Below are 25,784 nucleotides of genomic sequence, written 5' to 3'. Positions count from 1 at the left end.
TTAGGGTATCTGTAAAAGTTTATGGGTTTGCAAGCTCAGCTTCCATTTCGGATTGCGCTTGCAGGTTTCGATCGCCAGTTTGGTATTGAACTCGGCCAGCGGGCCATCCATGGCCTGGACGAAGAAATTCTCGAAGTCCAAATGCTCGTAGGCGCTCAGGTCCTGGCCGGTTTGCGGGATCACCACCTTGATTTCGCTGCCCTTGGTCACCACCAGCCTGGAGCCCATTTTCGGGCTGACGCAGATCCAGTCCACGCCCTCGGGCACCGGCAGCGTGCCGTTGGTTTCAATCGCGATCATAAAGCCGACCGCATGCATGGCGGCGATCAGCGCGGTATCGAGCTGCAACAGCGGCTCGCCGCCGGTGAACACCACGTACTTGCTGGCGGTGTAAGTTTCCGGCCACAGCGCGTTGATGGTGGCGGCCAGCGCTTCCGGCGTGCTGAACTTGCCGCCGCCCTCGCCGTCGGTGCCGACAAAATCGGTATCGCAGAACTGGCAGACGGCGCTGGCGCGGTCGCTCTCGCGCCCGGTCCACAGATTGCAGCCGGAAAAACGGCAGAATACGGCGGGACGCCCGGCGTGGGCGCCCTCACCTTGCAGCGTGTAAAAAATCTCTTTGATGCTGTACGTCACGGCAGTTCCCAATAGGACAACCCTCAATTATATCTTACGCTACACTTTCCGGTCTATGCCGGTAGAAGTTGACATTTCACAATGCTACCGCGCAGCAACCACGATATGTTGGTCTGGTGGACGCTAACTGGGGAAGAACTATCATGCGCTACGCTCAACCGCTGCTGGAAATCGATATCATCATTGCCGGCGCCGTCATGCTCGCCTGCATAGCCCTGCTGCTGCTGTGGCGGCAGCGGCGCCTGCACAGTGCCCTGATCCACCAGCAAAGCAAGCTGGCGGAGGAGCGCGGCCGCCGCGAGCTGGCCGAACAGGCATTGGGCGATACCCGTATGCAAGTATCGCGCCTCAGCGCCAGCCAGCAGTCGCTGCGGGACGCCGAACGCCGCCGCATCGCCCGCGACCTTCACGACGACATGGGCCAGCACCTGCTGGCCATGTCCTTCGACATCGCCGCGCTGGCGCAGCGCCACGACGCGCTGGCCGAGCCGCTGGCCCAGGTCGAGGCCCGGCTGCAAGCGGCCACCCGCGCCCTGCGCAATATTGTGCGCGATTTGCAGCCGGAACAGCTGGAAAGCGGCCTGCAAGGCGCGGTCCAGCAACAGGTTGAGCAATTTTCACGGCTCAGCGGCATTCCCTGCCGGCTGGAAGCCGAGCCGGCAGCCTTCAGCATCCCCGCCGACGAACGCATGGACGCCGTGGTGTTCCGCATCCTGCAGGAATCGCTGAGCAATATCGCGCGCCACGCCCAGGCGTCCGAAGTGTGCATCGGCCTGTGCCGCGTGGCCGACGGCCTGAGCCTGACCGTGCGCGACAACGGCGTCGGCCTGCCCGACCCGCCGGCGCGGCGCGGCTGCGGCCTGCGCGGCATCGCCCAGCGCGTGGCCGAGGCCGGCGGCCGTTTCGATATCTCGAGCCAGCCCGGCCACGGCACGGCGCTGACCATGTCTTTCCCGCTGCAATAAACAAACCGATAACGGGGACCACCCATGCCCACTCAAAAAATCCAGCACCTGATGGAATTCTCGCAAGCCGACATGCAACATGGCTTTGCGCTGAAACTGATGGAATTGCTGGTCATCCCCACCTTCGTGATCGACATCCACGGCAAGGTCATCATCTGGAACCGCGCCTGCGAGCGCCTGACCGGCGTCGACGCCTGGGAGGTGCTGGGCACCGCCGACCATTGGAAAAGCTTCTATCACGAGCAGCGCCCGACGCTGGCCGACCTGGTGATCCAGGGCCGCGACGGCGACGTCCAGGCCCTGTACCACCAGCACGCCCGGCGCAACGACAACGACAGCGGCCTGCGCGCGGAAAACTGGTGCGACATGCCGCGCGTGGGGCGGCGGCGCTACCTGGCGGCCGACGCCAGCCCCATCCTCGATGCCGACGGCAAGCTGGTGGCGGTGGCGGAAACGCTGCGCGACGTCACCGACGAGAAGCGCGCGCAAGTGGCGCTGGAGCAGCTGGCCACGCGCGACGGCCTGACCGGCCTGGCCAATCGCCGCTGCTTCGACGACACCCTGCAAGCCGAGTGGCAGCGCGCGCTGCGCCAGCAGCAGCCCTTGTCGCTGCTGATGGTGGACGTCGACAACTTCAAGCAGTACAACGACGCCTACGGCCACCTGGGCGGCGACGAATGCCTGCAAAGAATCGCCTGCGCGGTATCGAGCGAAATGCGCGCCAACGACCTGGTGGCGCGTTACGGCGGCGAAGAGTTCGCCGTGATCCTGCCCAACCAGTCGCTGAAAGGCGCGGCCATCGTGGCCGAGCGCATCCGTTGCCGGGTCGAGCAGCTACACCTGCCCAACCTGGGCAGCGCGCAACATGTGGTGACGGTGAGCATAGGCGCGGCCACCGCGCTGGCGGCGCCGGGCAGCGACCCCAGCCAGCTGGTGGCCACGGCCGACTCGGCGCTGTACCGCGCCAAGCACATGGGCCGCAACCGCATCAGCCTGCCGGAACAGCCTTAGGGATTAACCAGGTATTCGAAGCCGTTGACGATGGATCCGACCACATGCGCGACATTCTCCGGTGATTCGGAAATGTCGGCCAGCACCGCCTCCCGCGACGCCGCGCCGATGGCGATGTTATGCACGTAGAACTGCGTACCGCCGGCGTCCGGCTCGCGGTCCAGCACGTTGCGATACACCTGGTTGACGAATTCCGTATCGGTCAGGCTGGCGCCGTAAGTGCGGATGAACTCCTCACTGGCCATGAAATAGCCCGCCACCTGGGTCAGCGTGTAACCGACATCGAGCGCCTTGATCCAGAAGCCCAGGCCGCCGGCATCCGGCGTCCGATGAAAGGCCGCCTGGTATAAGCGATATGCTTCGCCGCCAACCTGGTAGCGGCCGACATCCAGTCCGATCGCGTTGCCGCTGTCAAAGTACAGTCGCTCGACGCCGGTCAAGGTATCCTGTCCGCCCGCACCGGTGTTATCGGTCACGATAAAATCGTTGCCACTGGCCACGACCGTGTAGTTGCTGTGAGTGCCGGTATAGTTGACGCTATCGGTGCCCGCACCGCCGTTGATAAAGTCGTTGCCGGCGCCGGCAACCAGCTTGTCGTTTGCGGCGCTGCCGTTTAAAAACTGGCCGCCGTTGGACAAATCAATGGTTCTATCGCTGAACTGCAACACTTCCACGCCGCTCAGCTGGTCCGTGCCGTCGCCACTCACCACCAGGGCCGCGGCATTCCCGGACAAGGCGTAATGCGAGTACGCGCCGGAAAACACCACCGTGTCCCTGCCGCCGTTGCCGGCGATCGTATCGCTGCCGGCGCCTTCGTAGACGAGGTCCGCGCCGGCGCCGCCGGTGATCACGTTGCCGCTGCTGTTGGCGTAAATCGTCGAGCCGCCCGAGCCGGCAACGGCGCCTTCGATCGTCACGTTATAGGCGATCGAAATATTGTTATACCCCGGCGCGGTCGAACTGAAGCTGCCGGCGTTGAGGTTGATCGTCACGGCGCCGGTGCAGCCGGCGAAGTTGAACGTATCGGTGCCAGCCGCATCCCAGATGCACTGCACCGGCGAACTCTGCACGAAGTTGTAGCTGTCGTTGCCGGTCTGGTAGCTCATGTTGGCGCCGTACAGATACTGCATCGCCTGGATGTCGTACAGCGCAGGGGTAATGCCGTACTTGTGACTCAACTGGTAGCCGGAGCCGGTGTTGTAGGACATCTGGCTGTAATCCAGGTTGTCCGTCGCCGACGGCAGGAAGGGACCGTCGATATCGCCACCGGTGGAATTGTAATTGCCCGGATGTTTCAGGCCCAGCGTATGACCCAGTTCGTGGATCAGCACCGACGGACCAAAGCTGCCTGGCGTCAGGACGTTATTGTTGCTGTCGGCATTGTTGGTGAACAGATAAGTCGGGTCGCTGCCGTTGGGCAGATACGCATAGCCGCTGCTCTGGTTACCCTGGTTGTTGGTGCCCAGCTGGATGTCGCCGCCCGAAAACACTTCGGTGAATTTGACATTGGCAACAGCCGCCCAGCTCGCCAGCGCCGTGCGCACGGCCTGTTGCTGCGCAAACGACATCGCTGCGAACCCGTTGACGTCGTCGGCGCTGCCGTCACTCGGCGCCGCAGTCATGAAGCTATAGCTTAACGAAACGGCCTTTCCGGGACTACTGGCCCAGCTGCTGTAGACCAGCGCATCAATCGAATTATTACCGGTCGTGAAGAAAGTCATGATCTAGCCAAGGCGAAGTACGATTGCATCATAGTAACACCAGCACCTGTCTAATCAAAAGGATTCGGCACCGTTACACTGGGGGGCGGCGGCAACTTCGCGGGCAGTTTCTGCGCCTCCAGCCGCGCCACCACATCGCCCAGCAAGGCATACAACGCACGGGCGTCGGCCAGTCCGGCCTGGTCGGCGGTGAGGTCGACATCGCCGCTCAGGGTGATGCGGTCCAGCCGGTTCTCGATCGACAACTGGCCGATGTTCAGCACATCCGCCTCATTGGCGTAGGGTACAAATTTGCTCATGACAGGCTCCGGGATTTACGTGGTTTGATCTTCGGCAGACGCAGCATCGTTTCTTTTTGATTCGCCGGCAACGACGGCAGCAGATTGATGCCTATTCGCGCCTCCAGCTGCGCCACGCTCAGTGTTTCATATTCGGCGTCGGCGCGGTTTTCGATAAAGAACGCCGCCCCCGCGCGCTGGCGCGGGCTGTACACCAGCTTGTACAAATGGCTGGGCACCAGCACATTGCCGGCCTTCTGCAAATTGCCGCCGATGAAGGCCGGACCGGTGATCACGTACAAATCGCCCTCCTTCCGCGCCAGCTTGCGCACCGCGCCTTCGATGCCGGCCCATACATGACGGTTATTATCCGCGTCCTGCGGCACCATGTTCGCCAGCGTGAAGCTTTCGTGCTGGGTCTCGCGGTCCGGCATGTCGCCGTTCGGCGCCATGTGGCCGCGGTCGTAACCGCTGCGGGCGTAGTCGGACAGCTCGGCGCGCAGGCTGGCCGGCAACTGCTGCTCGGAATGGAAGGAATTCTCGCGCGACAGGTTCTTGGCGGCGTCGATGTTGTCGGCGGTCAGGTGTTCGGCCGACCACAGCGGCGTGCGGGTGATCCCCGAATGCATGACGCCGAACACGCCGTAGCACAGCTCGGTGGTGGCGGCTGTCATCTTGGCGTTGCGGATTTCCGGCAGGCGACCATCGACATAATGCGCGGGACAGTTGCCGGCCCAGGCCAGGCTGGCGCCCAACAGCGCGCAAGCGAGCGCCGCCGCAGCGACGGATCGTTGAATCAGGTACATAGTTCCTTCGGATAATTTGTCGTGGCGGCATTCTAGCGGAGCTCTGCCGCCAGCAACAAGCGCGCGGCAACCGTGCGCAGCTCGTCGCGCAGGGCCGCCGGCGCGATCACCGTGAATGCGAACGGCGCAGCCGCCAGCTGCCGCGCCAGCCAGCCCAGCTCGTCGGACTGGTTATGCAGCACGACGCCGTCCGCCGTCTGCTCGAACAGGCCGATGGTGTCGATGAAGGCGCTGCGCGCGGTGGCCAGGTCGGTCTCCAGCAAGACCGTGGCGGCAAACTTGCGCGGCAGCGACGCCACCGACTGCCGCAGATGCTCCAGCGCGTCGAAACCGGGCGGCAGCTGGAACGTGCCGCGCGCGGGCGCCACCCGCACCACACGGTCGAGCCGGAAGGTGCGGATGCCGGCGCGCAAATAGCAGTGGCCGACGGCGTACCAAAAGCCGCCGTAATACGCCAGGCCGTACGTGTCGACATCGCGCTCGCTGTCGACCCCGCCGGCGCGGTAGTGCAGATGCACGCGCCGGCGCGACTTGGCGGCCAGGCTGAGCGCCGTCAGCGCCGCGTTATCCTGCGGCACTGCGGGCGACTGGGCGATGGAGCGCAAATCCAGCCGCACCGTTTCATCGATGGCATCCACACGCTGCCGCAAGCCGTCCGGCATGATCCGGCCCAGCTTGGCCTGCGCGCTGGCCACCGCCGGCGCCGCCTCGGCAAGCCCAAGGCCGCGCGCCGCCAGCAAGCCCAGCGACAAGGCCAGCGCCTCGTCGTCGGTGAACATCATCGGCGGCATTTTAAAGCCCGGCATCAGCGCGTAACCGCCGTGGCGGCCACGTTCGGCGGTGATCGGTATGCCAATATCCTCCAGCATGACGATGTAGCGGCGCAAGGTGCGGCCGTCGACACCCAGCCGGCTGGCCAGCTCGGCGCCGCTCAGGCGGCCGTGGGTTTGCAGCAGCTCCAGCACTGCCAGCACGCGGGTGGTTGGATGGTACATGCCGTAAAGATAGCAGATTTACAGGACCAAATCCGCCCTATTTAATCGCTAGACTGGCGCAAACACACCAACAAAGGAGCAAAACATGAGTCAAACCGCCAACCTGGGCCTGTATTTTGTCGTGGTATTCGGCGTGGTCGCCCTGCCCGGCCTGGACATGGCCTTCGTCATGGGCAGTTCGATGCTGGGCGGGCGCCGCTCGGGGATGGCGGCGGTAGGCGGCATCATCGCCGGCGGCTTCTGCCACCTGTGCATGGGCGCGCTCGGCGTGGCGGTGGTGCTGCAATGCTGGCCGCCGCTGTTCAAGATCATGCTGCTGGCGGGCGCGGTCTACATTGCCTGGATGGGCTACAGCCTGCTGCGCAGCGACAGCATCTTCCATCCGACGCCGGGCGCCGAGGCGATGGCCGACGCCGTCATCTTCCGCCGCGCGCTGACCACCAGCCTGCTCAACCCCAAGGCCTACATCTTCATGCTGGCGATCTTCCCGCAATTCCTCAAGCCGGGCCAGGGGCCGCTGTGGGTGCAATCGGGCGTGCTGGGCGGCATCACCGCGCTGACCCAGTTGGGCGTCTACGGCGCGCTGGCCTATGCCGCCAGCGGCGCCAGCGGCTGGTTCGCCAGCCACCCGGCCGCCGCCACGGTCGCCGCCCGCATCATGGGCGCACTGCTGATACTGACCGCCGTGCTCAGCGCCAGCCAGGCCTGGGCCTAAAAACAAAAAGGGCCGGAACCTCGACGGTTCCAGCCCTTCCAAACATCCGCCCTACCAGAGGCTTAGTTTTATTTCAATAGCGACAACTCTGCTTACTATTTTACATCGTTTTGCCGTAAAAAGGTAGAAGTTATGGTCAGGACGGCTTGTTGCGGCGTGCGGTCCGCGTGGTATTGGCGCGCCGGTGTCCGGTGCCGCCGCGGGGAGCCGCGGTCTTGCTGTCCTTGCTGTCCTTGGTCTCCCCGGCCTCGGCCCGCTGCTTGTTGACGATGCGGGCCGCCACCTCTTCCTCGCGGCCCGGATAGCGGCCTTCCTCCTCGAACTTGTGCTCCAGTTCCTTGTACTCGCGCTCGCGCTTGGGACTCGCTCCTTTCGGCATGATCTGCTCCTTCACTCAGGTTTCCCGGACCATGCTACCGAAAGCGCAACACTGTCGTCGCACGGCAGCGAAATATTGCTAAAAGTTATAGATTCGCACGACCGTTCGCTGATACACTTTCCGTTCCCCGGAGCAAATACCGGGTTTTACAAATATCATTACAAACATAAAAAACACGAGACATGAAGATAGCCGATATCAAGATAGGCCACCGCCTGACAATTGCCTTTTCATTAACGACGTTGATGCTTGCCGTGGTGGTCGCGGTGGGCACGCTGGGCCTGCGCGCCACCAGCCTGGAGCACGCCTCCGGCAACGCGCAGCAGATCGCCTCCTTCTACAGCACGCTGATGATCGCGCTCGGCCTGGCCGGCGGCGTGATGAGCCTGTTCACCGCGTGGTTCATCACGCGCGGCATCGTCGGCCCCATCCGCCATGCGGTGCGGGTGGCGCGCACAGTGGCCGGCGGCGACCTCAGTTCCAACATCGAAGTACGCTCGCGCGACGAGATCGGCCAGTTGTCGGCCGCGCTGAAGGAAATGAACGCCAGCCTGATCGGCATCGTCTCCGAAGTGCGCGGCGGCACCGAGGCCATCGGCATCGCGTCGGCCGAGATCGCCGCCGGCAATATGGATTTGTCGGAGCGCACCGAGCGCCAGGCCGGTTCGCTGGAGGAAACCGCCTCGTCGATGGAGCAACTGACCTCCACCGTCAAGCAGAACGCCGCCAACGCCCAGCAGGCCAACCAGCTGGCGGTGTCGGCCTCCGCCGTCGCCGGCCAGGGCGGCGCGGTGGTGGCGCAGGTGGTCGACACCATGGCCGCCATCGATGTCTCGGCGCGCAAGATCGTCGACATCATCGCCGTCATCGACGGCATCGCCTTCCAGACCAACATCCTGGCGCTGAACGCCGCCGTCGAAGCGGCGCGCGCCGGCGAACAGGGACGCGGCTTCGCCGTGGTCGCCAACGAAGTGCGCAACCTGGCGCAGCGCTCCGCCGCCGCGGCGCGCGAAATCAAGGGCTTGATCGGCGCTTCGGTCGACCAGGTCGATGCCGGCGCGCGCCTGGTCGACCAGGCCGGCGTGACGATGACCGAGATCGTCGCCAGCGTGCGCCGCGTCACCGACATCATGAGCGACATCGCCGCCGCCAGCCAGGAGCAGCTGTCCGGCATTGAGCACATCAACGGCGCCATCGTCGAAATGGACCAGACCACGCAGCAGAACGCCGCGCTGGTGGAACAGGCGTCGGCGGCGGCTGCCACCATGCGCGAGCAGGCCGCGCATCTGCAAGGCGCGGTCGGCGTGTTCAAGCTCAGTGGCGATGGCGGCGCAAGAAAGAGCGCCAGCAGCGCCAACGTTAAGCCGATCAAGGCGGCGCGCCGCGCCAGCGCCCATCCGTCGGAACATTTCGCCGAGCTGGAGGCGCCGCAGCCGCGCCGCTCGTCGGCCGCCCGTTAAGCGGCGATCAGCAGCTCGATCTCGGCCAGCAACTGCGGCATGGTGTCGACCACGCGCCAGGCGCCGGGGAAGTCATGGCCGCGCGTGAGCGCATTGCGCAGGATGATGCAGCGGATGCCGGCCGCCGTTGCCGCCTGCAGGCCGCGCGGCGAGTCTTCCACCACCAGGCAGTCGCCGGCCTGCACGCCGAGCCGCTCAAGGCCCAGCAGGTAAGGCTCCGGCGACGGCTTGCTGGTCGCATAGGATTCATGCGTCAGCACGAATTCGAAATGCGGCAGCAAATCCAGCCGCTGATGGATGATCTCGAAATGCTCGCGATTGGAACTGGTGACCACACCCATGCGCAGGCGCGGCGACAGGCTGGCCAGCACCGCGCCGACGCCTTCGATGGCCGGTATGTGTTCGGAAGCGAGCGTGGCGGCGTAGCGGCGATTGCGTTCGCTGCGCCAGGCGTCCATCCCGGCTTGGTCCACCTGGGGATCGAGCAGGTGCCACGCGCCGCAGTTGTCGGCCAGGTACCAGTCGAAGAAATGCTGCTCGCTCAGCTCCAGCCCAAGCGGCAGGAACAGCTCCCGGTTCGCCTCGTAAAACAGGCGTTCGGTGTCCACCAGCACGCCATCGTTATCCCACAAAATCGCCCGCAGCATCGTCACTGTCCCGTGTAAATCGTCACAGCGGGCATTGTACCCGCTGGCCTTGCCGGGCCGGGTATGCAATACTCCGTTCAACATACTAAAAACAGAGCAACATGGCCGTTTTAGCACCGCTGCCACGCAGCCTCAAATTCCGCATGACGGCGGTGGTCGTCATGCTGGTGCTGGTTGCCACAGTCGTCGTCACCTGGGTAGCGCTGGTGCTGGCCGAACGCGATATGAAAAGCGTGATCGGCAACCAGCAATACGCCCTGCTGTCCTCCGCCGCCGCGCAGGTGGACGCCCAGATCACCGCAAAAAAGGCCCTGCTGGCCAGCCTGGCCGACGCCATGCCGCCCGACGCCGGACAAGACCCCGAGCGCATGAGCGCCTTCGTCGCCCGCCATCCGGCCGTGCGCAAGGAATTCCTCAACCTGCACATCTTCAACCGGAACGGCGTACTGATACACACCGAAGGTGCAGGCGCCGCCGTACTGGCGCTCGACGAACGCCCGCGCGCCTTCATGCAGAAGGTGCTGGCCGGCGGCCGTGCGGTGGTGTCGCCGCCGTTCAAGAGCATCCTGTCCGGGCGGCCCGCCATCATGATCATCCAGCCGGTGCTGAACGCCCAAGGCAAGGCGGTGATGCTGCTGGGCGGTAGCATCGACCTGGCCGATTCCGGCTTCCTGGCGCAGATCGCGGCGCAAAAGCCGGGCAAGACCGGCTTCATGTACATCATGACCACCGGCGGCATCCTGGTGCACCACCCCAACCCCAAGCGGCTGCTGGAGCACATCAATGCGCGGCCTGGCTACAACCGCGCCACCGAAATGGCGCTGCGAGGTTTCGAGGGATGGACCGAAGCGGCCAACAAGGACGGCAGCGAAGGCATCTACTCGTACAAACACCTGTCCACGACCAACTGGATCATCGGCGCCCGCTTCCCGATCGACGAGGCGTTCGCGCCGATGATCGACATGCGCCGTCACGCGATGCTGGCGGCCGGCGCCTTCGCCGCGCTGGCCGGCCTGATGGCGTGGCTGGCGATCCAGACCTTGCTTAAACCCCTGGGCCGGCTGCGCCGCAACATCAGCGACATCCGCAGCGGCGACGTCAGTATCGGCGTGCTGCAACGGCGCCGCCGCGACGAGATCGGCGAATTAAGCAGCGCCTTCCACGAGCTGATGGCGGAGCGCGAACTGGCTCAGGAAGCGATACGCGAAAGCGAATCGCTGATCGCCGCCAGCGAAAAGCGCCTGCGCATGATCGCCGACAGCATCCCCGCCATCGTCGCGTATATCGACCGCGACAACCGCTACCACTTCACCAACGAATACTTCCGCACCATGCTGGGCCTCGATCCGCAGGCGATGATAGGCCGGACCATGTCCGAGGTGCTGGGCAAGGATTTCGTCGCCTCGATCGCGCCCTATCACGAGGCGGCGATGCGCGGCGACCGCGTGCACTACGAGCGCGAAGGCCGCAAGGACGGCCTGCCGCAGCAGGTGATGGGCGACCTGATACCGGACATCGCCGCCGACGGCAGCGTCGCCGGCGTCTACCTGATGGCGGTCGACATCACCGAACGCAAAAGCGCCGAGCTGCGCCAGGCCGCCAGCGAAAAGCGCCTGAAACTGCTGACCGACAACCTGCCGGTGCTGATCTCCTATCTCGACCACAAGCGCCGCTTCCAGTTCGTCAACGCCACCTTCTTCCAGTGGTTCGGCGTGCAGCCGGACAAGCTGATAGGCCGCCATCTGGTCGACGGCATAGGCCGCGACCACTACGAGCACGCGGAGGCGCACCTGGAACAGGCCTATCGCGGCCACAACGTCACCTACGAATTGAAGGCGCAGATCGACGGCAGCCTGCACACGCTGGAAACCACCTTCGTGCCGGAGCTCGCGGCCGACGGCACGGTGCTCGGCATCTACTCGCTGACGCACGACACCACCCGCATGAAGGAAATCGAAGAACGCCTGACGCAGCTGGCCCGCATCGATTCCCTGACCGGCATCGCCAACCGCCTGATGTTCGAAGAGATCCTGCAACTGGCGCTGGTGCGGTCCAGGCGCAATCGCCGGTCGCTGGCGCTGGCCTACCTGGACATCGACCACTTCAAGAGCATCAACGACACGCTGGGCCACGGCGCCGGCGATGCGGTGTTGAAGGAGTTCGCCTCGCGGCTGGTGGGCAATGTGCGTGCCTCGGACACGGTGGCGCGGCTGGCGGGGGATGAATTCGTGATCGTGTTCGAGCAGGTGGACGGCGCCGGCGAATGCGCGCGGCTGGCGGCCAAGATCATCGAATCGGTACGGCGGCCATTCGACGTCGCCGGCAAGCCGATGCGGATCACCACCAGCATCGGCATCGCACTGCACGAGCGCGATGCGGAAACTTCGGCCGAACTGGTGGCCCGCGCCGACTGCGCGCTGTACGCGGCCAAACGCAATGGCCGCGACGGTTACGCGCTCGCCGACTGAGCGGCAATCAAGCTTGACTAGCCCGGGACGCCGCTCACCTGTGGATTCGGCAACGGCTCGGACACCTTGAACAGCAGGTTGCGATCGACGTGGTGGAATGGTTCTTCCTGGCCGCGTATCATCATCACGGTGTCTTCCTCATAGCCCCAGCTGCCGTCGTCGTTGATGGTGACCTTGATGCGGTACTCGACGGTCTTGAAGCCGTATTCCAGGAAGGGATTGGAACGGATGCCGTAGGTATCGGACTCCAGCCGCGCCACCAGTTCAAATTCCTTCGCGTCCGGCGCCACCACGGCCGAGGCCATGGCGATCTGCCCGCGCGGGATGCCCAGCGTCTGGATCACGGTGCTGGTGGCGGGCTCCCACAGCCAGTAGCCAACCTGCTCGTGGTAGGTCTTGGCCTGGCCAGGCTTGTTGATGATGATCAGGTAGCGCAAGCCGTAGAACAGCTGCGGACCATTGGTGACCGGATCGATAGGCTGCAACTCGATGCGCTCGACGTAGGCCTGCTTGCGCGGACCATCCGCCTTCGGCTTGATATCGAGGCCACGCTCGCCCTTCCAGATGCCCGCCATCGGCGCCAGCGGTCCGAGGTTGTTCAGGGTGTTGATGTCGATCTGGGTCGGCTCGGTATAGATATCGCTGGAAAACTCGCTCATGCATAATCCTGGGTGGTTGGTGATAGCCACTATTGTAAGGCGATCTCGATGCGGTTGCGTCCTTCATGATGGCGATAGGCCACCGCGCTCCCCAACTGGCGTATCAGCAGCAGCCCGACACCGCCCACCCCAAGCTCCTCGATGGGCCGCGCCGGATCGGGCGGCGGCGGACCTTGCGTGAGCGGATTGAAGGCCGGCGCTTCGTCCTCGTACACCAGGCGCGCGCCATCCACGCCGACCCACACCGAATGGGCGCTGTCGCCGCCGTGGCCGTGCAGGATGCTGTTGCGCAGCAGCTCCTCCAGTATCAGTTCGGCGCGCGCGACCACGCTTGGCCCAAGGCCAGCCTGTTGCAGCGCCATCGCAGCAAACGACATCGCGCCGGAGACCGCATCGAGCCGCGCCGGAAACCGCAACAGGTGAGCAATACCGGTTTCTTTTCTGTCCATTCGAGCATATTATCGGAATGCTCATCTCAGGAGAAGAATCATGCGCAACTTAAAAGCCACCCTTGCCACAGTGGCCGCCGTACTCGCCATCGGCGTCGCCTGCGCCGCCGAACAGCCGGCGGGCATGGTCAAGACCACCAAGGGCGCGGCCTCCATAGAGCACGCCGGCAAACAGAGCCCGGCCACCGCCGGCGCCGCGCTGATGGCCAGCGACCGCGTGGTCACCGGAGCCGATGGCAGCGTCGGCATCACGCTGCGCGACGAGACGCTGCTGGCCGTGGGCCCGAACAGCAATGTGTGGCTGGAAAAATACGCTTTCGATCCGACCTCGCACGAAGGCGTGCTGAATGCCACCGTCAAGCGCGGCACGCTGGGCGTCATCTCCGGCAAGCTCTCCAAACAATCGCCGGGCGCGGTGCAGTTCCGCACCCCGACTTCCATCCTGGGAGTGCGCGGCACCGAATTCGTCATCGACGTCAAAGATGGAGAGTAAAGCATGGGCATGCTGATCTGGATCGTCTGCCTGCTGGCCGCAGTCTCGCAGCAACAGCGCGGCCCGACCGAGCAAATCACGCTGCTGCCCAGCCAGGACGGCAAGGCCAGCGCGGTGATCATCACCACCGCCGGCGTCGATACGGTGCTCGACCAGCCCTACCAGACCGCCGCCATCGACCGCAAGGGCGCCTTAGTCAGCGCCGGCAACGGCGCCGACATCGGCAACCGTTATGCAAGCACGCTGGCCGCCATGCCGCAACGGGCCGCGGTGTTCACGCTGTACTTCGTCACCGACACCGACACGCTGGTGCCGGAATCGGCGGCGCGGCTGGCCGACATCAAGGCGCAGCTGGCGTCGCGCCCCGCTCCGGAGATCATCGTCATCGGCCATACCGACACCGTCGCCAAGCAGGATTACAACGACCAGCTGTCGCTGCGGCGCGCGGCCACCGTCAAGCGCTTGCTGGTGGAGGTGGGCATCGACGCCGACCGCATCGCCGTACAGGGACGCGGTGAACGCGAGCTGCTGGTGCCCACCGCCGACGGCGTCGACGAGCCGCGCAACCGCCGCGTCGAAATCCGCGTGCGTTGATCGCTCAGGCCACGCCATCCCAGCGCAGCACCAGCAAGGTCAGGTCGTCCGAAGCTTCGGCCTGGCCCACGTGCAGGCGCACATCGTCCCGCACCGCCTGCACCACCGCGGCGGGCGTGGCCGCCGCCGTTGAAGGCAGCGCGGCCAGCAGGCGGTCCAGCCGCTCGTTGCCATACAAGTCCCCTGCCTCGTTCATGGCTTCGTTGATGCCATCGGTGGTCAGGCACAGGTACTCGCCGGCTTGCAGCTGATAGCGCTGCACCGGATATTCGAAATCGTCCAACACGCACAGCGGCGGGCCGTCCGCCGATTGCAGGTGCTCGACGCGGCCGTCCACGGTCAGGCGGCGCGGCGCGTCATGGCCGGCGTTGCAGAGGACGACCTGGCCGTTCGACGCGTCCAAGATGCCCGCCACGCTGGTCACGAACAGCATCTCCGGATTCTCGCGGGTCAGCTCGCGGTTGGCGCCGTTCATGATGGCCGCCATCTCCGACGGTCCGCGCAGCGCGATGCTCTTGGAGAGCGCCTTCGCCACCACCATGAACAGGCTGGCCGGCAGGCCCTTGCCCGATACATCGCCGACCATGAAGAACACGCGGTCGCGGTCCAGCATGAAGAAGTCATACAGGTCGCCGCCCACTTCGCGCGCCGGCTCCAGCAAGGCCTCAAGCGAGAAACGCCGCTCGCCGGGGAAGGACAGCGCGGCCTGCGGCAGCGTCGCCATCTGGATGCGGCGCGCCGCGCCCAGCTCACCGGCGGTCTTGGCGGCGGCGACGCGGGCCACCTGCAAGGCGCGCTCGCTGTGCTTGCGGTCGCGCACCGCCGCCGCCAGCATGCTGGTCAACAGGCTGAGTCCAACCAGCACGACGGCGCACACCACGCTGGTCGCATCGAACAGCAAACCGGCCCGCGCAAACAGCAGCGCGCCACCGCAGTACACGCCCAGCACCAGCGCGCCGCCCAACGGCACGGCCACCAGCAGGCGCAGCCTGGGCAGCAGCCACACCAGCAGCAGGCTGCATGCGGCGAAGGTCGCCACCTCGGCCCAGCGCATCCATCCGGGGCGACGCAGGAAGGCGCCATCGAAGAAGCTTTCTATCATCTGCGCATGGGTGTCCACGCCGGGCATGAAGTCGCCGCGCGCGTTGGTCTTGTAGTCGGTCAGGCCCAGGCCGGTCATGGCGACGATGACGATCTTGTTTTGCAGCGCGCCGTCGGCCAGGCGGCCGCGCATCACGTCCAGCGCCGAGACGTAGCGGTCCATCGCGGGCGCCGAGAAGTTGACCCACACCGTGCCATCCGGCGCGGTCGGCACGTGCAGGTCGCCGACCGACACGCTGTGGACGCCGTCGGCATCGGCCTCGATCTCCAGCGCAGTACTGCCGGTGGCCACGCGCAGCAATTCCATCGACAGCGCCGGCACCAGCGTCTCGCCGATCGCGCCGATCAGCGGCGCGCGCCGCACGATGCCCTTTTCCAGGTTCACCGACAGCAGTCCCTGTCCTTTGGACGCCGCCTGCAGCAAGGGCAAACTGGACATCGCCTGCGGAAAGCGCATCACCGGCAGCGACGCCGCCGGCCATTTCACATGCACCGGCCACACGCGCAGCGCATCGCTGGTGCCGGCTTCGGGATGGGCGAAACCTGCGGCGCCCAGCACAATCGGCGCACGCCGCATGGCCGCCGCCAGCACGTCGTCGTACGCGGGCAGCGCCGCCAGGCTGTCGCGCAAAGGACCGGCGGGCAGCCGGGCGGCCAGCGCCTCGGGCGAAGTGGTGTCGGGCTCCGGCATCAGGATATCCAAGCCGATGGCCAGCGGCTGCTGGGCGTTGATGTGCTCTATCAGCTCGGTCAAACGGGTGCGCGGCCACGGCCACTGGCCGAACTCCTTCAGCGAGGCTTCGTCGATGGCGATGATCTGCACCGGTCCCGATGCGCGCTGGCGCGGAAAGTGAACCTGGTAGGCGTTGAACAAGGCAAGCCGGAGTTGCGGCAGCAGGCCGTCGCCGCCGACCGTCAACGCCACGGCCAGCAGGCACGCCAGCACCAGCGCCAGCGGCCTGCCCTGGCCTGCGCGTACGCCGCCCAGGGCCTGGGTTTGCAAGCGGAGCAGCATGGCCGCGCTTACAGTTCGATTTCCATGCCGTCGTAGGCCGAGACGATGTCCAGCGGCGCTTCGCCGGTGATCTCGGCGTAGCGCCGCGTTTCGGTCAGCACGCGGGCGATCTGCGCGTCGTCGTAGATGGGTTCATGGTGGAACAGGCAAAGCTGGTGCACGCCGGCCAGCTGGCATAGTTCGACGCCGACCACGTTGCTGGAGTGGCCCCAGTCGGCCTTCACCGAAATCGAATCGGCCAGCGAATACATGGCGTCGAAGATCACCAGGTCGGCATCGCGGAAGAACTCGACGAAGGCCAGGCGTTCGGCGGCGTTATCCAGCTTGTGTTCGGAGTCGGTGCTGTAGATCATGACCTTGCCGCCCTGCTCCAGGCGGTAACCGTAGGAGTCGCCCGCATGCAGTTGCAGCTTGGCGGTCACGGTCAGGTCGTGCAGATGCAGCGGAACGCCAGGCTCCATCTGCACGAACTCGATGGTCGCGCCCAGCTGGTGGAAGCCGACCGGGAAGCTGATCGGCTCCTGCTGGCGGCGGAAGGCCGTCTCCAGCTCCTGGTGGCAGCCGTAGATGATGATGCGGTTGCCCGGTATGTAGGCCGGTGTGAAGAACGGGAAGCCCATGATATGGTCCCAATGGAGATGGGACATGAACACGTGGTAGGTCTGCGGCTTGGCCGGGCCGTAGCGCGCCAGCTTGGCGCCGGCCAGTGCGCGCACGCCGGAGCCCAGGTCGAGGATGATGTGTTCGTGCACCGTGTCCGGGTTCCACACCTCGACTTCCACGCAGCTGGAATTGCCGCCGTAGGTGCCGCGCACATCGAAACCCAGGTCGTTGTCGATATACGACGCCACCTTCTCCGGCGTATCGAGGTTGCGGCCGATCGCGCCTTCGAGCGCCGTCACCAGCTTGGAGCGGATCTGCTTGTGGTTCAGCGCCACCGGCAGCGAGCCGCGCGCGCCCCAGATGCGGGCTTTCATGAAGCGCCGCCCACGGCTGACAGCGCGCCGGCGCGATCCGGGAAGATCTCGAACAGCATGTCGAAGCGGCTGATGGTGAACACCTCCAGCACCAGCGGCTGCAGGGCCGCCAGCACCATGCGCCCACCCTGCGCCTTGACCTGCTTGATCGCCAACATCAGTGCGCGCAAGCCTATGCTGCTGATGTAATTGACGCCGCTGAAATCGAGCACCAGCGCGGCGCCATCCTTGGTACAGTCGCGCAGGTGCGGGTCGAGCGCTAGCTTGAAGCCGTCTGCATGGGTATGATCGATACGACCGGCGGGGCTGAGCACCACGGTGCTGCCGGCTTGCTGCGGCTGAAGTTCCATATTGATGACCTGTGCGCTGTGCGGGTGGAGATGGCGTTATTGTTCATTTTTACATTTTTTTGTGCAAGAAGCAATTCCGAGGAGAATCGCCTGTACATGATATTCTTCGGCCTCGACGCAACCCGGGAGAACGCGCATGTCGCCGCTCGACAAATTTTTCAAGCTCACTGAGCATGGCAGCAACGTTCGGACCGAAGTGGTCGCGGGCATCACCACCTTCCTGACGATGGCTTACATCATCTTCGTCAACCCGGCCATCCTCGGCGATGCCGGCGTGCCGAAGGACGCCGTGTTCGTCGCCACCTGCCTGGCGGCCGCGCTGGGCACCATCATCATGGGCCTGTACGCCAACTATCCGATCGGCATGGCGCCGGGCATGGGCCTGAACGCCTACTTCGCCTACGCCGTGGTGCTGGGCATGGGCGTGCCCTGGCAATCGGCGCTGGGCGCGGTGTTCATCTCGGGCTGCCTGTTCATCCTGGTGAGCGTGTTCAAGGTGCGGGAATTGATCGTCAACGGCATACCGCATTCGCTGCGGGTGGCCATTACGGTGGGCCTGGGCCTGTTCCTGGCGCTGATCGCGATGAAGAGCGCCGGCCTGGTGGTCGCCAGTCCCGAGACGCTGGTGCGCGTGGGCGACATGCACAAGCCGCAGACCATCATGGCCGTTTTCGGCTTCCTGCTGATCGTCACGCTGGACCGCCTGCGGGTGCCGGGCGCGCTGTTGATCGGCATTGTGGTGGTGACCATTATGAGCTTTTTCTTCGGCGGGAACACCTTCCACGGTTTCATGTCGCTGCCGCCGTCGCTGGCGCCGACGCTGTTCCAGTTCGACCTGAAAGGCGCCGCCTCGATGGGATTGTTCAACGTGGTGCTGGTGTTCTTCCTGGTTGAACTGTTCGACGCCACCGGCACGCTGATGGGCGTGGCCAGCCGCGGCGGCCTGCTGGTCGACGGCAAGATGAAGCGCCTGAACAAGGCGCTGCTGGCCGACAGCTGCGCCATCGTGGCCGGCTCGATGCTCGGCACCTCCAGCACCACGGCCTACCTGGAAAGCGCGGCCGGCGTGCAGGCCGGTGGCCGCACCGGCCTGACGGCGCTTGTGGTGGCGCTGATGTTCCTGGCGGCGCTGTTCTTCGCGCCGATCGCCGGCGTGGTGCCGGCCTACGCCACCGCACCGGCGTTGCTGTTCGTCGCCTGCCTGATGCTGCGCGACCTGGTCGATGTCGACTGGAGCGACACCACCGAGAGCGTGCCGGCCGCGATCACCGCGCTGGTGATCCCGTTCACCTACTCCATCGCCCACGGCATCGCCTTCGGCTTCATCACCTACGCCGGACTGAAACTGCTGACCGGCCAGGCGCGCCAGGTCAAGCCGGTGGTGTGGGTGATCGCCGCGCTGTTCCTGTTCAAGTACACCTACATTGCGGGCTAAGCGCGGCTAGCCTCGAGCCGCCAATCGCTCGGGAGACGCCACCAGCGTCGGCATCTCCCGCACCGCCAGGATGCCGACCACGTTGTTGAGCCGCATGCGGCACAGAGTCAGCGGGTCTTCGTCCTCGGCCGCCAGCCGTATCTGCACGTCCACCCCTTGCAGATGCGTGGTCGTGCGCAGGCTGCGCAACTCCAGTCCCAAGCGGCGCACGATCGCCAACACGGCTTCCAGCGTGGCGATGGGATCGTCCGGCTCGATGCAAAATCGGTAGCTTTTTTGTGTGGTATTCATGCAACCAGAATATCCGGGAGCCGGCAAAATAGGCTTCCTTGTTTTGCTCGATATTCAGTCAAATGAAGAAGATCGTCCCGACCAATGTAAAATCAGCGGGATAATCATCTTTTAGGACTCCGCAACATGGAAATCGACGAACTGGACCGCCGCATTTTGCGCGAACTGCGCCGCGACGGCCGCTTGAGCAACACCAAACTGGCCGAAAAGGTCGGCCTGTCCACCACGCCGTGCTGGAACCGCGTGCGCGCGCTGGAGGAAGGCGGCCTGATCGAGGGCTACACGGCGCTGCTCAGCCAACAGGCGCTGGGCTACCCGGACACCGTCATCATCGAGGTCACGCTGGACCGCCATGACGACGACATCTTCGAGAAATTCGGCCAGGCGCTGGCCGACCTGCCGGAAGTGATGGAAGCCTACCTGCTGACCGGCGAATACGATTACCTGATCAAGGTGGCGGTGGCCGGCACCGCGGGCTACGAGGAATTCCTGCGCCGCAAGCTGTACAAACTGCCCGGCCTGCGCCACAGCCGTTCCACCTTCGTGCTGCGTTGCTTGAAACGCGCACATTCAGTCGAACCGTGAAATAGCCTTGCCCTTTTATTTTTTCGATAGTAAATTAAAAATAGAATATCTAATAAAAGGGGAAGCACGATGCAAATTGCTAAAATTTCTGCATTAGCAACATTGACCATCCTTTCATATTCCGCCCATGCGGTAGACAGCAGTTTCAGCGGATTTGCACAATTGACTGTCGGCCGGGTTTTAAGCGGCAGCTCCGACAGCCCCGTTCCCTATCAACTTAATGCCAAGCCGGGATACAGCTATCAATGTCCCTGCTTTACCGGCAATTATGAATATGCCGGGGTTTATGAATATCACAAGACCGATCTCAAACCGGAATCGCTGGCCGGCGTGCAGGGCAATTTCAAGTTCACGCCCGAGCTGTCCGCCACCGTGCAGGTGGTCGCGCGCGGCGCCTACAGTTCGGTCAACGCAGACTGGGCCTATGGCAGCTACAAGATCTCGGACAGCCTGACCCTGCAGGTCGGCCGCAAGCGCCTGCCGCTGTACTACTACTCCGACTATATGTACGTCGGCTACGCCTACCCGTGGGTACGGCCGTCGCAGGACCTGTACGCATGGCAGATCTACTCCTACGACGGCGCCAACCTGCTCTACACCAATAACGTCGGCGACTGGACTTACACCGGCAACGTCTGGATAGGCCGCCGCAAGACCACCGACAACGAGCTGCTCGGCAATCTCTACTATTCGACGCAGATCGACGAAAGCTGGAAGAAGATGGTCGGCGGCTATATCGACGCCAGCAACGACATCTTCAGCCTGCGCGGGGTCTACATGCACACCATCGTCGAGCGCTATTCCGTCGTCAACGGCGTGCGCTCGCTGGTTATGACCGGCCAGAACGGCGATTTCGTCAACGACGTCGGCCAGGCGTTTTATGGCGTGTCCTTGAATATGGATTATAAGAACTGGCTACTGCGCAGTGAGATTAACTATATTAACCGACCGTCAGTCAAAAACACTTATACCGCCCAGTCGTACTCCGGCGGATATAAGATGGATAAACATACATTTATGATTTCCTGGTCGCAATTCCAGGAACGCGCCGCCTATTGGCCGACCGGCACTGAGAAACACGACACCACCTCTCTGAGTTATCGCTGGGATTACACCACCTCGCAGGCGCTGAAGGTGCAATTCGATAAAATCAACGATAAATCGAAATTCCAGTTCACTGGCGACGCCAATCTGCTGTCGGCCTCCTGGCAAATCGTCTTTTAATACGGAGGGATTTTATGCGGAAAATTATCATGCCGGCGGTACTCATCGGCGCCGCGTTCCTGTGCAATATAGCGGCCGCGATGGAAATCGTGGTGGTGGTCAATCCCAAGAATCCTGCCAGCCGCATGTTCTCGGAGCAGGCGTCGCAATTCTTCCTGGGTAAATCGAATATGTTCGTGCCGCTGGATCAGGGCGAAAAATCCCAGATACGCGCCGAGTTCTACCAAAAGCTGTCCGGCAAGGACGTGTCCCAGGTCAAGGCGGCGTGGGCCAAGATCATTTTCACCGGCAAGGGCGTGATGCCGGCCGAGCTGCATTCGACGGCCGAGGTCAAGAAGGCCATCGCCGCCGACGTCAACGCCATCGGCTACATTGAAAAGTCCGCCGTGGACGACAGCGTCAAGGTCATCCTGACTCTGCCCTGAGGATCGCCATCCGCTTATGTTGTCAACCGCACAGATGGAGCGCCGAAAGCGGCGCATTGTGCAGGTGCTCGAACAACTATAAAAGGATGAACATGAACAAGCCCCTCAAACTCGCCATCGCGATCGCCGCAATGACCCTGGCTTCGCAAGCCATGGCGCAAATCACGTTTTACGAACATGACGGCTGGCGCGGCCGTACCTTCACCGCCAACCGTCCAGTCAACGATTTCTCGCGCAGCGGCTTCAACGACCGCGCCTCGTCGGTGGTGGTCGAGCGCGGCCAGTGGGAAGTCTGTGACGATGCCAACTTCGGCGGCAACTGCATGGTGCTGCGCCGTGGCAGCTACGAGTCACTGGGCGGCATGGGCATGAACGACCGCATCTCGTCGGTGCGTCCTGTCGGCCGTCGCGACCGCTATGACAACGAAGCGCCGGCGCCGCTGCCGCAACCGACGTATGAATACCGTCGCCGTCCAAGCGAGCGCATCATCGACGTGCCTATCACCTCGGCACGCGCCGTGGTGGGCACGCCGGAACAACGCTGCTGGGTCGAACGCCAGCAAGTGACTGAACCGGCCCGCAGCGGCAACAACGTTGGCGGCGTCATCGCCGGCGCGCTGATCGGCGGCATCCTGGGTCACCAGGTGGGCGGCGGTACGGGACGCGACGTCGCCACGGCCGGCGGCGCCGTAGCCGGCGCGGCCATCGGCAACAACATGGCCAACAACAGCAACAACAACTCGCAAAGCTATGCGCGCGATGTGCGCCGCTGTGAAAACGTCAGCAACCCGACGCCTGAATACTGGGATGTGACGTATAACTATCGCGGCCAGCAACACCGTGTGCAGATGAGCACCGCCCCTGGCCAGACCATCGCCGTCAACGCCAAGACCGGCGAACCACGCATGTAAAGCCGCAAATTTGCCCACATTCCCGAAATTAACTGGGATGTGGGCAAACCAGCAAGTATACTCAGGCCCCCAAATGGGCCGGCCTTGAAACTGCATGCGCAAACTACTCCCCTATTCCTACTACGGCGGCGACGCCGACGAGCAGCAGCTGTTCTACTCCGAACTACGGCCTGTGGCCATCATTTCGCAAAGCGTCGGACTGGTGAGTTGGGTCACGGCCGCCATCTTGCTGGCCGCCGCCGGTCAGTCGCTGCACGCCAGCCTGCTGTTCGGTGTGCCAGGCATGTTGCTCAGCCTTGCCATCTCGCTCAGTGCCCGCTCCGTCAAGTCGCTGGTCGCCGCCGGCATCATCGGCACCACCGCCACCGCTTTCGCCTTCCGCCTGCTGATGGCCTACTGTCCCGACCCGACCTTCTGGGTGCTGCCGGTCGGCACCGTGCTGACGCTGTCGGCCGCGCCCATTTTCGGCGGCATGATCAATTACATCAGCGCCGCCGTCGCCGTGTGGCTGATACTCACGGTGGGCAATTTCCCTGCGCAGCCGGGACAGATCACCTTCAATCTCGCGTTGCTGGTCATGGGCAGCAGCTTCGCCATGGCGATCTACTTGCATGCCTATTTTCTGAACCTGCGGGTGCGCAGCCACCGTGCTCGACGGGAACTGGCGGAGATGGCGTTCAAGGACCTGGTCACCGGCTTGAACAATCGCCGCAAGTTCACGCTGGAAGTTCGCCGCATGCAATTGCTGTCCTCGCAGACGCCGCTGTTTTTCCTGATGATAGACATCGACGACTTCAAGCAGATCAACGACACGCTGGGCCACGACGCCGGCGACGAAGTACTGATCCACACGGCGCATGTGATCGCCAAGCTGGGCGTGGGTCACCTGTGCGGCCGGCTGGGCGGCGAGGAATTCGGTGTGCTGTTCCAGGGCGAGTCCGCGGACGCGCTGGATTTTGCCACCACGCTGCTGGACGGCGTGCGCGCGGCGACACATCCGCCGCGCACGGTCAGCATCGGCATCGCGGAATTCGACAAGGACAGCGACCTGTCGGTCAGCTACAAGCGCGCCGACGAGGCGCTGTATCTCGCCAAGCGGCACGGCAAGAACCGCTACGTGCTGGCAGGCCCTGTGCAGGACGCCGCCTGAGCCGACGATTGATCGCCGGCATACGCCACGTCAATGACGACGACGGCTGACGCCAACCATACCCAACAGTCCTGCACCCAGCAACAACAACGTAGCCGGCTCCGGTATCGCTTGCAGTACAGGCAAACCGCCAGGTCCCAGCACTGGACTCACCGCCGTCGTGCCGTTGCCGTTAAGGCTGAAGACCGCCGAGCCTACCACGATGGTCGGACGCCCCACGCCACCCAGTGAGCCGGACCAGAACGATGACTCACGACTGTACAGTCCATCCGCCGGCGGTGGCGCCAGGGGCGTGGCGCTGCCGCTGGTGTCCACGGACAGGTCAAATTCGAAGATCAGGTGCGGACTGGCATAGTTCGGACTGGGGCCGACGCTGGCGCCGGCATGGAACTTCGCCAGCGCCAGGTCGCCGGCATCGAGCGCGGACCATACCGGCGAACTCAAGTCAAAACCTCCCGCCGCATCGACCGGCGAGCGCACATCGTGACTCTTTTCAAACGACTGGATGCCGCTGTCGCTGATATGCACGACATAGTCGGTGCTGCCGTTCTGGAAAAACACGTCCATGAACAGGCCGGCCGTCCCGGTGGACGTGAAGCTGCCCAGGTCGTACATCAGATTGAGCGTGTGTCCGAGCGTCGACACCGGCGCACCGGCGGTCGACTGCTCCACGTAAAAGCGGGTGCCGCCCGGCGCGCCGACGTTGAAGCTGGCGGAGCTCACGGTGGGCCTGGCCGGCGCGCCGTTCGTCGCCGAGACCGTCCACTCGGCCGGGCCGAACAGCCCGTCGCTCACATGGGTCGGCGCCGCCTGCGCCGCGCAGGCAAGACCGATACCGGCCAGCGCCAGCAGGAAAGCGCCGCGCACCGCGCCGCGCCTCAGGGAAAATACGTTTGTTGGTGAATGCTTCATGGCTGTCTCCTTGGTTGTGTGTGCTGCCCCGCAGAAGAAGCAAATTCGATTCCAGTTGCATTTGCCACGGCTGGCCGGCTCACATCGCCAGCGCGGCAACGGCGTACTGTAAGTGCAGCCGACACTAAGACAGGAGCCATCAAAAAAGAAAAAGGGCAGCCTCGGCTGCCCTTCAATTGCCCGGCCGCAGCCGCTTAGAAGTGGTACTCAGCCCGTATCATCGGCGTCTTGGCGACATAGCCCTGGCCGCCGGTGGTGGCCGAGGTGTTGCCGAACTTGTTGCGCCAGTACTGATACTCGACGCCGACGCGGAAGGTGTTCTTCGCGTGGCCCATCGCCGCGCCCGCATCAAACATCAGCTGCATGTCGATATTGGTCTCGGCGCCGGTATCGTTGCCCGTTTCGTCCTTGCCCTTCGACGCGATAAAGTTCGCATAGCCCTCGAAGGCCCACAGCGAACCCAGCGGGATGCCCCAGTCCGACGACAGCATCGCATGCGTCTTGTAGGTATAGCGCCCAGTGACGGTGGAGATCGGCGGGAAGGCGCCGCTCGGCGCGTTGCTCTCGTTGAGCAACAGCAGGCTGGTGTTGAAGTGACCGGCCGGCACGTTCCACATAAAAGTCGGTCCCAGCACGAACATGCGCTTGCGCGAGTTGTAGCCCACGTCATTCTTGGTGTTGACGTCGAAACCGGCGGTGATGCCCAGGCCGCGCACCGGGCCGAACTTGTATTCCTGGCCGGTCACCTTGCTCAGGTCGACCGTGTTGCGGTACAGGATGTAGGCTTCGTTGGCGCCGGACTTCTGCGTCAGCGAGGCCGGATCGTTTTTGTCCGACATCAGGAAGTCGGCGTTGAAGAAGTTGGTGCCGTACTTGTAGCCGCTGACGTGGGTCAGCGCCAGGATGTTCTTGGAAATATCGTTGGGATTGAACGGCTCGCGATAGTCGTTGCCGTAGCGCCAGCTGACCGAGGTGTCGCTCCAGTCGGCGGCGTGGACCGAACCGGCCAGGCTCAAAAAGGCGATGCACAGCAGTTGTGGAATTTGTCTCGTTTTCATTTTAGTTTTCCATATTTTAGGACGTGACTGTCCCCGCCGGCGCCGTCAAGGCACGCCGGTGAGGAGGCAGTCGT

28 protein-coding genes are annotated in these 25,784 nt (G+C 63.9%); 13 read left to right on the top strand and 15 right to left on the bottom strand.

What is annotated here, in order from left to right; all coding sequences use genetic code 11:
- The gene (gene queE, locus RUGAMON1_RS18640) at positions 1-636 is read right to left on the bottom strand and encodes a 7-carboxy-7-deazaguanine synthase (protein WP_445231912.1); all 636 of its coding nucleotides are present in this window, start codon (positions 634-636) and stop codon (positions 1-3) included.
- Positions 637-779: 143 nt separating this feature from the next.
- Between queE and RUGAMON1_RS18635 the strand changes: the two genes are divergently transcribed.
- Both RUGAMON1_RS18635 and RUGAMON1_RS18630 read left to right on the top strand, forming a co-directional pair.
- Complete coding sequence (locus RUGAMON1_RS18635) at positions 780-1,601, top strand: sensor histidine kinase (RefSeq protein WP_445231911.1); 822 nt, start codon at positions 780-782, stop codon at positions 1,599-1,601.
- A gap of 24 nt (positions 1,602-1,625) precedes the next feature.
- Complete coding sequence (locus RUGAMON1_RS18630; RefSeq protein WP_445231910.1) at positions 1,626-2,612, top strand: sensor domain-containing diguanylate cyclase; 987 nt, start codon at positions 1,626-1,628, stop codon at positions 2,610-2,612.
- On the opposite strand, the gene RUGAMON1_RS18625 is transcribed toward RUGAMON1_RS18630, so the two are convergent.
- Genes RUGAMON1_RS18625 through RUGAMON1_RS18610 form a run of 4 tightly spaced genes read right to left on the bottom strand, consistent with a single transcriptional unit; the run spans position 2,609 to position 6,412 of the window.
- Positions 2,609-4,333 (bottom strand): DUF4214 domain-containing protein, encoded by a 1,725-nt coding sequence (locus RUGAMON1_RS18625; protein WP_445231909.1) that lies wholly within the window; start codon positions 4,331-4,333, stop codon positions 2,609-2,611. The two genes, RUGAMON1_RS18630 and RUGAMON1_RS18625, sit on opposite strands and share 4 nt — an antisense overlap.
- A 50-nt stretch (positions 4,334-4,383) precedes the next feature.
- Positions 4,384-4,632 carry a hypothetical protein gene (locus RUGAMON1_RS18620; RefSeq protein ID WP_445231908.1) on the bottom strand — a complete coding sequence of 83 codons (249 nt, stop codon included), beginning with the start codon at positions 4,630-4,632 and terminating at the stop codon, positions 4,384-4,386.
- A complete protein-coding gene (locus RUGAMON1_RS18615; protein ID WP_445231907.1) occupies positions 4,629-5,417 on the bottom strand; it encodes a DNA/RNA non-specific endonuclease in 789 nt (262 codons plus the stop codon). Before RUGAMON1_RS18615 ends, RUGAMON1_RS18620 begins: the two co-directional genes overlap by 4 nt.
- A gap of 32 nt (positions 5,418-5,449) precedes the next feature.
- Positions 5,450-6,412, bottom strand: a complete 963-nt coding sequence (locus tag RUGAMON1_RS18610) for a helix-turn-helix transcriptional regulator (RefSeq protein ID WP_445231906.1) — start codon at positions 6,410-6,412, stop codon at positions 5,450-5,452.
- Positions 6,413-6,497: 85 nt separating this feature from the next.
- On the opposite strand from RUGAMON1_RS18610, the gene RUGAMON1_RS18605 reads away from it, so the two are divergent.
- Complete coding sequence (locus RUGAMON1_RS18605) at positions 6,498-7,127, top strand: LysE family translocator (RefSeq protein WP_445231905.1); 630 nt, start codon at positions 6,498-6,500, stop codon at positions 7,125-7,127.
- A gap of 136 nt (positions 7,128-7,263) precedes the next feature.
- Here the strand turns inward: RUGAMON1_RS18605 and RUGAMON1_RS18600 are convergent, their stop codons facing one another.
- Complete coding sequence (locus RUGAMON1_RS18600) at positions 7,264-7,506, bottom strand: hypothetical protein (protein WP_445231904.1); 243 nt, start codon at positions 7,504-7,506, stop codon at positions 7,264-7,266.
- Positions 7,507-7,688: 182 nt separating this feature from the next.
- Between RUGAMON1_RS18600 and RUGAMON1_RS18595 the strand changes: the two genes are divergently transcribed.
- The gene (locus RUGAMON1_RS18595; RefSeq protein WP_445231903.1) at positions 7,689-8,966 is read left to right on the top strand and encodes a methyl-accepting chemotaxis protein; all 1,278 of its coding nucleotides are present in this window, start codon (positions 7,689-7,691) and stop codon (positions 8,964-8,966) included.
- Here RUGAMON1_RS18595 and RUGAMON1_RS18590 read toward each other — a convergent pair.
- Positions 8,963-9,613 carry an HAD family hydrolase gene (locus tag RUGAMON1_RS18590; RefSeq protein WP_445231902.1) on the bottom strand — a complete coding sequence of 217 codons (651 nt, stop codon included), beginning with the start codon at positions 9,611-9,613 and terminating at the stop codon, positions 8,963-8,965. The genes RUGAMON1_RS18595 and RUGAMON1_RS18590 overlap by 4 nt on opposite strands.
- A 101-nt stretch (positions 9,614-9,714) precedes the next feature.
- Between RUGAMON1_RS18590 and RUGAMON1_RS18585 the strand changes: the two genes are divergently transcribed.
- Entirely contained in the window at positions 9,715-12,081 is a 2,367-nt protein-coding gene (locus tag RUGAMON1_RS18585; RefSeq protein WP_445231901.1) for a diguanylate cyclase domain-containing protein, read from the top strand.
- 17 nt (positions 12,082-12,098) lie between these two features.
- Here RUGAMON1_RS18585 and RUGAMON1_RS18580 read toward each other — a convergent pair whose 3' ends face one another.
- Together RUGAMON1_RS18580 and RUGAMON1_RS18575 are read right to left on the bottom strand one after the other, a co-directional pair.
- Positions 12,099-12,740 (bottom strand): FABP family protein, encoded by a 642-nt coding sequence (locus RUGAMON1_RS18580; RefSeq protein WP_445231900.1) that lies wholly within the window; start codon positions 12,738-12,740, stop codon positions 12,099-12,101.
- Between the two features lie 29 nt (positions 12,741-12,769).
- Positions 12,770-13,189, bottom strand: coding sequence for an ATP-binding protein (locus RUGAMON1_RS18575; RefSeq protein WP_445231899.1), 420 nt, complete (start codon positions 13,187-13,189; stop codon positions 12,770-12,772).
- A gap of 40 nt (positions 13,190-13,229) precedes the next feature.
- On the opposite strand from RUGAMON1_RS18575, the gene RUGAMON1_RS18570 reads away from it, so the two are divergent.
- Positions 13,230-13,682 carry a FecR family protein gene (locus RUGAMON1_RS18570; RefSeq protein WP_445231898.1) on the top strand — a complete coding sequence of 151 codons (453 nt, stop codon included), beginning with the start codon at positions 13,230-13,232 and terminating at the stop codon, positions 13,680-13,682.
- 3 nt (positions 13,683-13,685) lie between these two features.
- Positions 13,686-14,276, top strand: a complete 591-nt coding sequence (locus RUGAMON1_RS18565) for an OmpA family protein (protein ID WP_445231897.1) — start codon at positions 13,686-13,688, stop codon at positions 14,274-14,276.
- 4 nt (positions 14,277-14,280) lie between these two features.
- On the opposite strand, the gene RUGAMON1_RS18560 is transcribed toward RUGAMON1_RS18565, so the two are convergent.
- From RUGAMON1_RS18560 to RUGAMON1_RS18550, 3 genes are read right to left on the bottom strand one after another with little or no spacing between them, the layout of a single operon-like run.
- Positions 14,281-16,392, bottom strand: coding sequence for a CHASE2 domain-containing protein (locus RUGAMON1_RS18560; RefSeq protein WP_445231896.1), 2,112 nt, complete (start codon positions 16,390-16,392; stop codon positions 14,281-14,283).
- Between the two features lie 8 nt (positions 16,393-16,400).
- Positions 16,401-17,369: an MBL fold metallo-hydrolase gene (locus RUGAMON1_RS18555; RefSeq protein ID WP_445231895.1), complete on the bottom strand. Its 969-nt coding sequence runs from the start codon at positions 17,367-17,369 to the stop codon at positions 16,401-16,403.
- Entirely contained in the window at positions 17,366-17,719 is a 354-nt protein-coding gene (locus RUGAMON1_RS18550) for an STAS domain-containing protein (protein ID WP_445231894.1), read from the bottom strand. Before RUGAMON1_RS18550 ends, RUGAMON1_RS18555 begins: the two co-directional genes overlap by 4 nt.
- A 136-nt stretch (positions 17,720-17,855) precedes the next feature.
- Here RUGAMON1_RS18550 and RUGAMON1_RS18545 point away from each other — a divergent pair, with 136 nt between their 5' ends.
- Positions 17,856-19,154 (top strand): NCS2 family permease, encoded by a 1,299-nt coding sequence (locus RUGAMON1_RS18545; RefSeq protein ID WP_445231893.1) that lies wholly within the window; start codon positions 17,856-17,858, stop codon positions 19,152-19,154.
- Positions 19,155-19,160: 6 nt separating this feature from the next.
- Here the strand turns inward: RUGAMON1_RS18545 and RUGAMON1_RS18540 are convergent, their stop codons facing one another.
- Positions 19,161-19,445: a hypothetical protein gene (locus RUGAMON1_RS18540; RefSeq protein ID WP_445231892.1), complete on the bottom strand. Its 285-nt coding sequence runs from the start codon at positions 19,443-19,445 to the stop codon at positions 19,161-19,163.
- A gap of 126 nt (positions 19,446-19,571) precedes the next feature.
- Between RUGAMON1_RS18540 and RUGAMON1_RS18535 the strand changes: the two genes are divergently transcribed.
- The 5 genes from RUGAMON1_RS18535 to RUGAMON1_RS18515 all read left to right on the top strand — a co-directional run bounded on the left by RUGAMON1_RS18535 (position 19,572) and on the right by RUGAMON1_RS18515 (position 23,740).
- Positions 19,572-20,030 (top strand): Lrp/AsnC family transcriptional regulator, encoded by a 459-nt coding sequence (locus RUGAMON1_RS18535; RefSeq protein ID WP_116989168.1) that lies wholly within the window; start codon positions 19,572-19,574, stop codon positions 20,028-20,030.
- A 69-nt stretch (positions 20,031-20,099) separates the two neighbouring features.
- A complete protein-coding gene (locus RUGAMON1_RS18530; protein ID WP_445231891.1) occupies positions 20,100-21,254 on the top strand; it encodes a hypothetical protein in 1,155 nt (384 codons plus the stop codon).
- Positions 21,255-21,283: 29 nt separating this feature from the next.
- The gene (locus RUGAMON1_RS18525) at positions 21,284-21,679 is read left to right on the top strand and encodes a type 2 periplasmic-binding domain-containing protein (RefSeq protein WP_445231890.1); all 396 of its coding nucleotides are present in this window, start codon (positions 21,284-21,286) and stop codon (positions 21,677-21,679) included.
- Positions 21,680-21,771: 92 nt separating this feature from the next.
- Complete coding sequence (locus RUGAMON1_RS18520) at positions 21,772-22,590, top strand: beta/gamma crystallin-related protein (protein ID WP_445231889.1); 819 nt, start codon at positions 21,772-21,774, stop codon at positions 22,588-22,590.
- A 94-nt stretch (positions 22,591-22,684) separates the two neighbouring features.
- Positions 22,685-23,740 carry a GGDEF domain-containing protein gene (locus RUGAMON1_RS18515; RefSeq protein ID WP_445231888.1) on the top strand — a complete coding sequence of 352 codons (1,056 nt, stop codon included), beginning with the start codon at positions 22,685-22,687 and terminating at the stop codon, positions 23,738-23,740.
- A 30-nt stretch (positions 23,741-23,770) separates the two neighbouring features.
- Here the strand turns inward: RUGAMON1_RS18515 and RUGAMON1_RS18510 are convergent, their stop codons facing one another.
- Together RUGAMON1_RS18510 and RUGAMON1_RS18505 are read right to left on the bottom strand one after the other, a co-directional pair.
- Positions 23,771-24,652 carry a PEP-CTERM sorting domain-containing protein gene (locus RUGAMON1_RS18510; RefSeq protein ID WP_445231887.1) on the bottom strand — a complete coding sequence of 294 codons (882 nt, stop codon included), beginning with the start codon at positions 24,650-24,652 and terminating at the stop codon, positions 23,771-23,773.
- 194 nt (positions 24,653-24,846) lie between these two features.
- Positions 24,847-25,710, bottom strand: coding sequence for an outer envelope protein (locus RUGAMON1_RS18505; RefSeq protein WP_445231886.1), 864 nt, complete (start codon positions 25,708-25,710; stop codon positions 24,847-24,849).
- Positions 25,711-25,784 lie beyond the last annotated feature (74 nt).

It is taken from the genome of Duganella rhizosphaerae (genome assembly GCF_040364205.1).
Taxonomy (GTDB): Bacteria; Pseudomonadota; Gammaproteobacteria; order Burkholderiales; family Burkholderiaceae_D; genus Rugamonas; species Rugamonas rhizosphaerae.
The sequence above is the reverse complement of the archived record's forward strand: the minus strand, read 5'-3'. Positions and strand labels throughout refer to the sequence as shown.

Excerpts from the sequence above, each read along its gene's own strand:
- RUGAMON1_RS18635 (WP_445231911.1), top strand. The coding sequence starts at position 780 with ATGCGCTACGCTCAACCGCTGCTGGAAATCGATATCATCATTGCCGGC.
- RUGAMON1_RS18630 (WP_445231910.1), top strand. The coding sequence starts at position 1,626 with ATGCCCACTCAAAAAATCCAGCACCTGATGGAATTCTCGCAAGCCGAC.
- RUGAMON1_RS18625 (WP_445231909.1), bottom strand. The coding sequence starts at position 4,333 with ATGACTTTCTTCACGACCGGTAATAATTCGATTGATGCGCTGGTCTAC.
- RUGAMON1_RS18620 (WP_445231908.1), bottom strand. The coding sequence starts at position 4,632 with ATGAGCAAATTTGTACCCTACGCCAATGAGGCGGATGTGCTGAACATC.
- RUGAMON1_RS18615 (WP_445231907.1), bottom strand. The coding sequence starts at position 5,417 with ATGTACCTGATTCAACGATCCGTCGCTGCGGCGGCGCTCGCTTGCGCG.
- RUGAMON1_RS18610 (WP_445231906.1), bottom strand. The coding sequence starts at position 6,412 with ATGTACCATCCAACCACCCGCGTGCTGGCAGTGCTGGAGCTGCTGCAA.
- RUGAMON1_RS18605 (WP_445231905.1), top strand. The coding sequence starts at position 6,498 with ATGAGTCAAACCGCCAACCTGGGCCTGTATTTTGTCGTGGTATTCGGC.
- RUGAMON1_RS18600 (WP_445231904.1), bottom strand. The coding sequence starts at position 7,506 with ATGCCGAAAGGAGCGAGTCCCAAGCGCGAGCGCGAGTACAAGGAACTG.
- RUGAMON1_RS18595 (WP_445231903.1), top strand. The coding sequence starts at position 7,689 with ATGAAGATAGCCGATATCAAGATAGGCCACCGCCTGACAATTGCCTTT.
- RUGAMON1_RS18590 (WP_445231902.1), bottom strand. The coding sequence starts at position 9,613 with ATGCTGCGGGCGATTTTGTGGGATAACGATGGCGTGCTGGTGGACACC.
- RUGAMON1_RS18585 (WP_445231901.1), top strand. The coding sequence starts at position 9,715 with ATGGCCGTTTTAGCACCGCTGCCACGCAGCCTCAAATTCCGCATGACG.
- RUGAMON1_RS18580 (WP_445231900.1), bottom strand. The coding sequence starts at position 12,740 with ATGAGCGAGTTTTCCAGCGATATCTATACCGAGCCGACCCAGATCGAC.
- RUGAMON1_RS18575 (WP_445231899.1), bottom strand. The coding sequence starts at position 13,189 with ATGGACAGAAAAGAAACCGGTATTGCTCACCTGTTGCGGTTTCCGGCG.
- RUGAMON1_RS18570 (WP_445231898.1), top strand. The coding sequence starts at position 13,230 with ATGCGCAACTTAAAAGCCACCCTTGCCACAGTGGCCGCCGTACTCGCC.
- RUGAMON1_RS18565 (WP_445231897.1), top strand. The coding sequence starts at position 13,686 with ATGGGCATGCTGATCTGGATCGTCTGCCTGCTGGCCGCAGTCTCGCAG.
- RUGAMON1_RS18560 (WP_445231896.1), bottom strand. The coding sequence starts at position 16,392 with ATGCTGCTCCGCTTGCAAACCCAGGCCCTGGGCGGCGTACGCGCAGGC.
- RUGAMON1_RS18555 (WP_445231895.1), bottom strand. The coding sequence starts at position 17,369 with ATGAAAGCCCGCATCTGGGGCGCGCGCGGCTCGCTGCCGGTGGCGCTG.
- RUGAMON1_RS18550 (WP_445231894.1), bottom strand. The coding sequence starts at position 17,719 with ATGGAACTTCAGCCGCAGCAAGCCGGCAGCACCGTGGTGCTCAGCCCC.
- RUGAMON1_RS18545 (WP_445231893.1), top strand. The coding sequence starts at position 17,856 with ATGTCGCCGCTCGACAAATTTTTCAAGCTCACTGAGCATGGCAGCAAC.
- RUGAMON1_RS18540 (WP_445231892.1), bottom strand. The coding sequence starts at position 19,445 with ATGAATACCACACAAAAAAGCTACCGATTTTGCATCGAGCCGGACGAT.
- RUGAMON1_RS18535 (WP_116989168.1), top strand. The coding sequence starts at position 19,572 with ATGGAAATCGACGAACTGGACCGCCGCATTTTGCGCGAACTGCGCCGC.
- RUGAMON1_RS18530 (WP_445231891.1), top strand. The coding sequence starts at position 20,100 with ATGCAAATTGCTAAAATTTCTGCATTAGCAACATTGACCATCCTTTCA.
- RUGAMON1_RS18525 (WP_445231890.1), top strand. The coding sequence starts at position 21,284 with ATGCCGGCGGTACTCATCGGCGCCGCGTTCCTGTGCAATATAGCGGCC.
- RUGAMON1_RS18520 (WP_445231889.1), top strand. The coding sequence starts at position 21,772 with ATGAACAAGCCCCTCAAACTCGCCATCGCGATCGCCGCAATGACCCTG.
- RUGAMON1_RS18515 (WP_445231888.1), top strand. The coding sequence starts at position 22,685 with ATGCGCAAACTACTCCCCTATTCCTACTACGGCGGCGACGCCGACGAG.
- RUGAMON1_RS18510 (WP_445231887.1), bottom strand. The coding sequence starts at position 24,652 with ATGAAGCATTCACCAACAAACGTATTTTCCCTGAGGCGCGGCGCGGTG.
- RUGAMON1_RS18505 (WP_445231886.1), bottom strand. The coding sequence starts at position 25,710 with ATGAAAACGAGACAAATTCCACAACTGCTGTGCATCGCCTTTTTGAGC.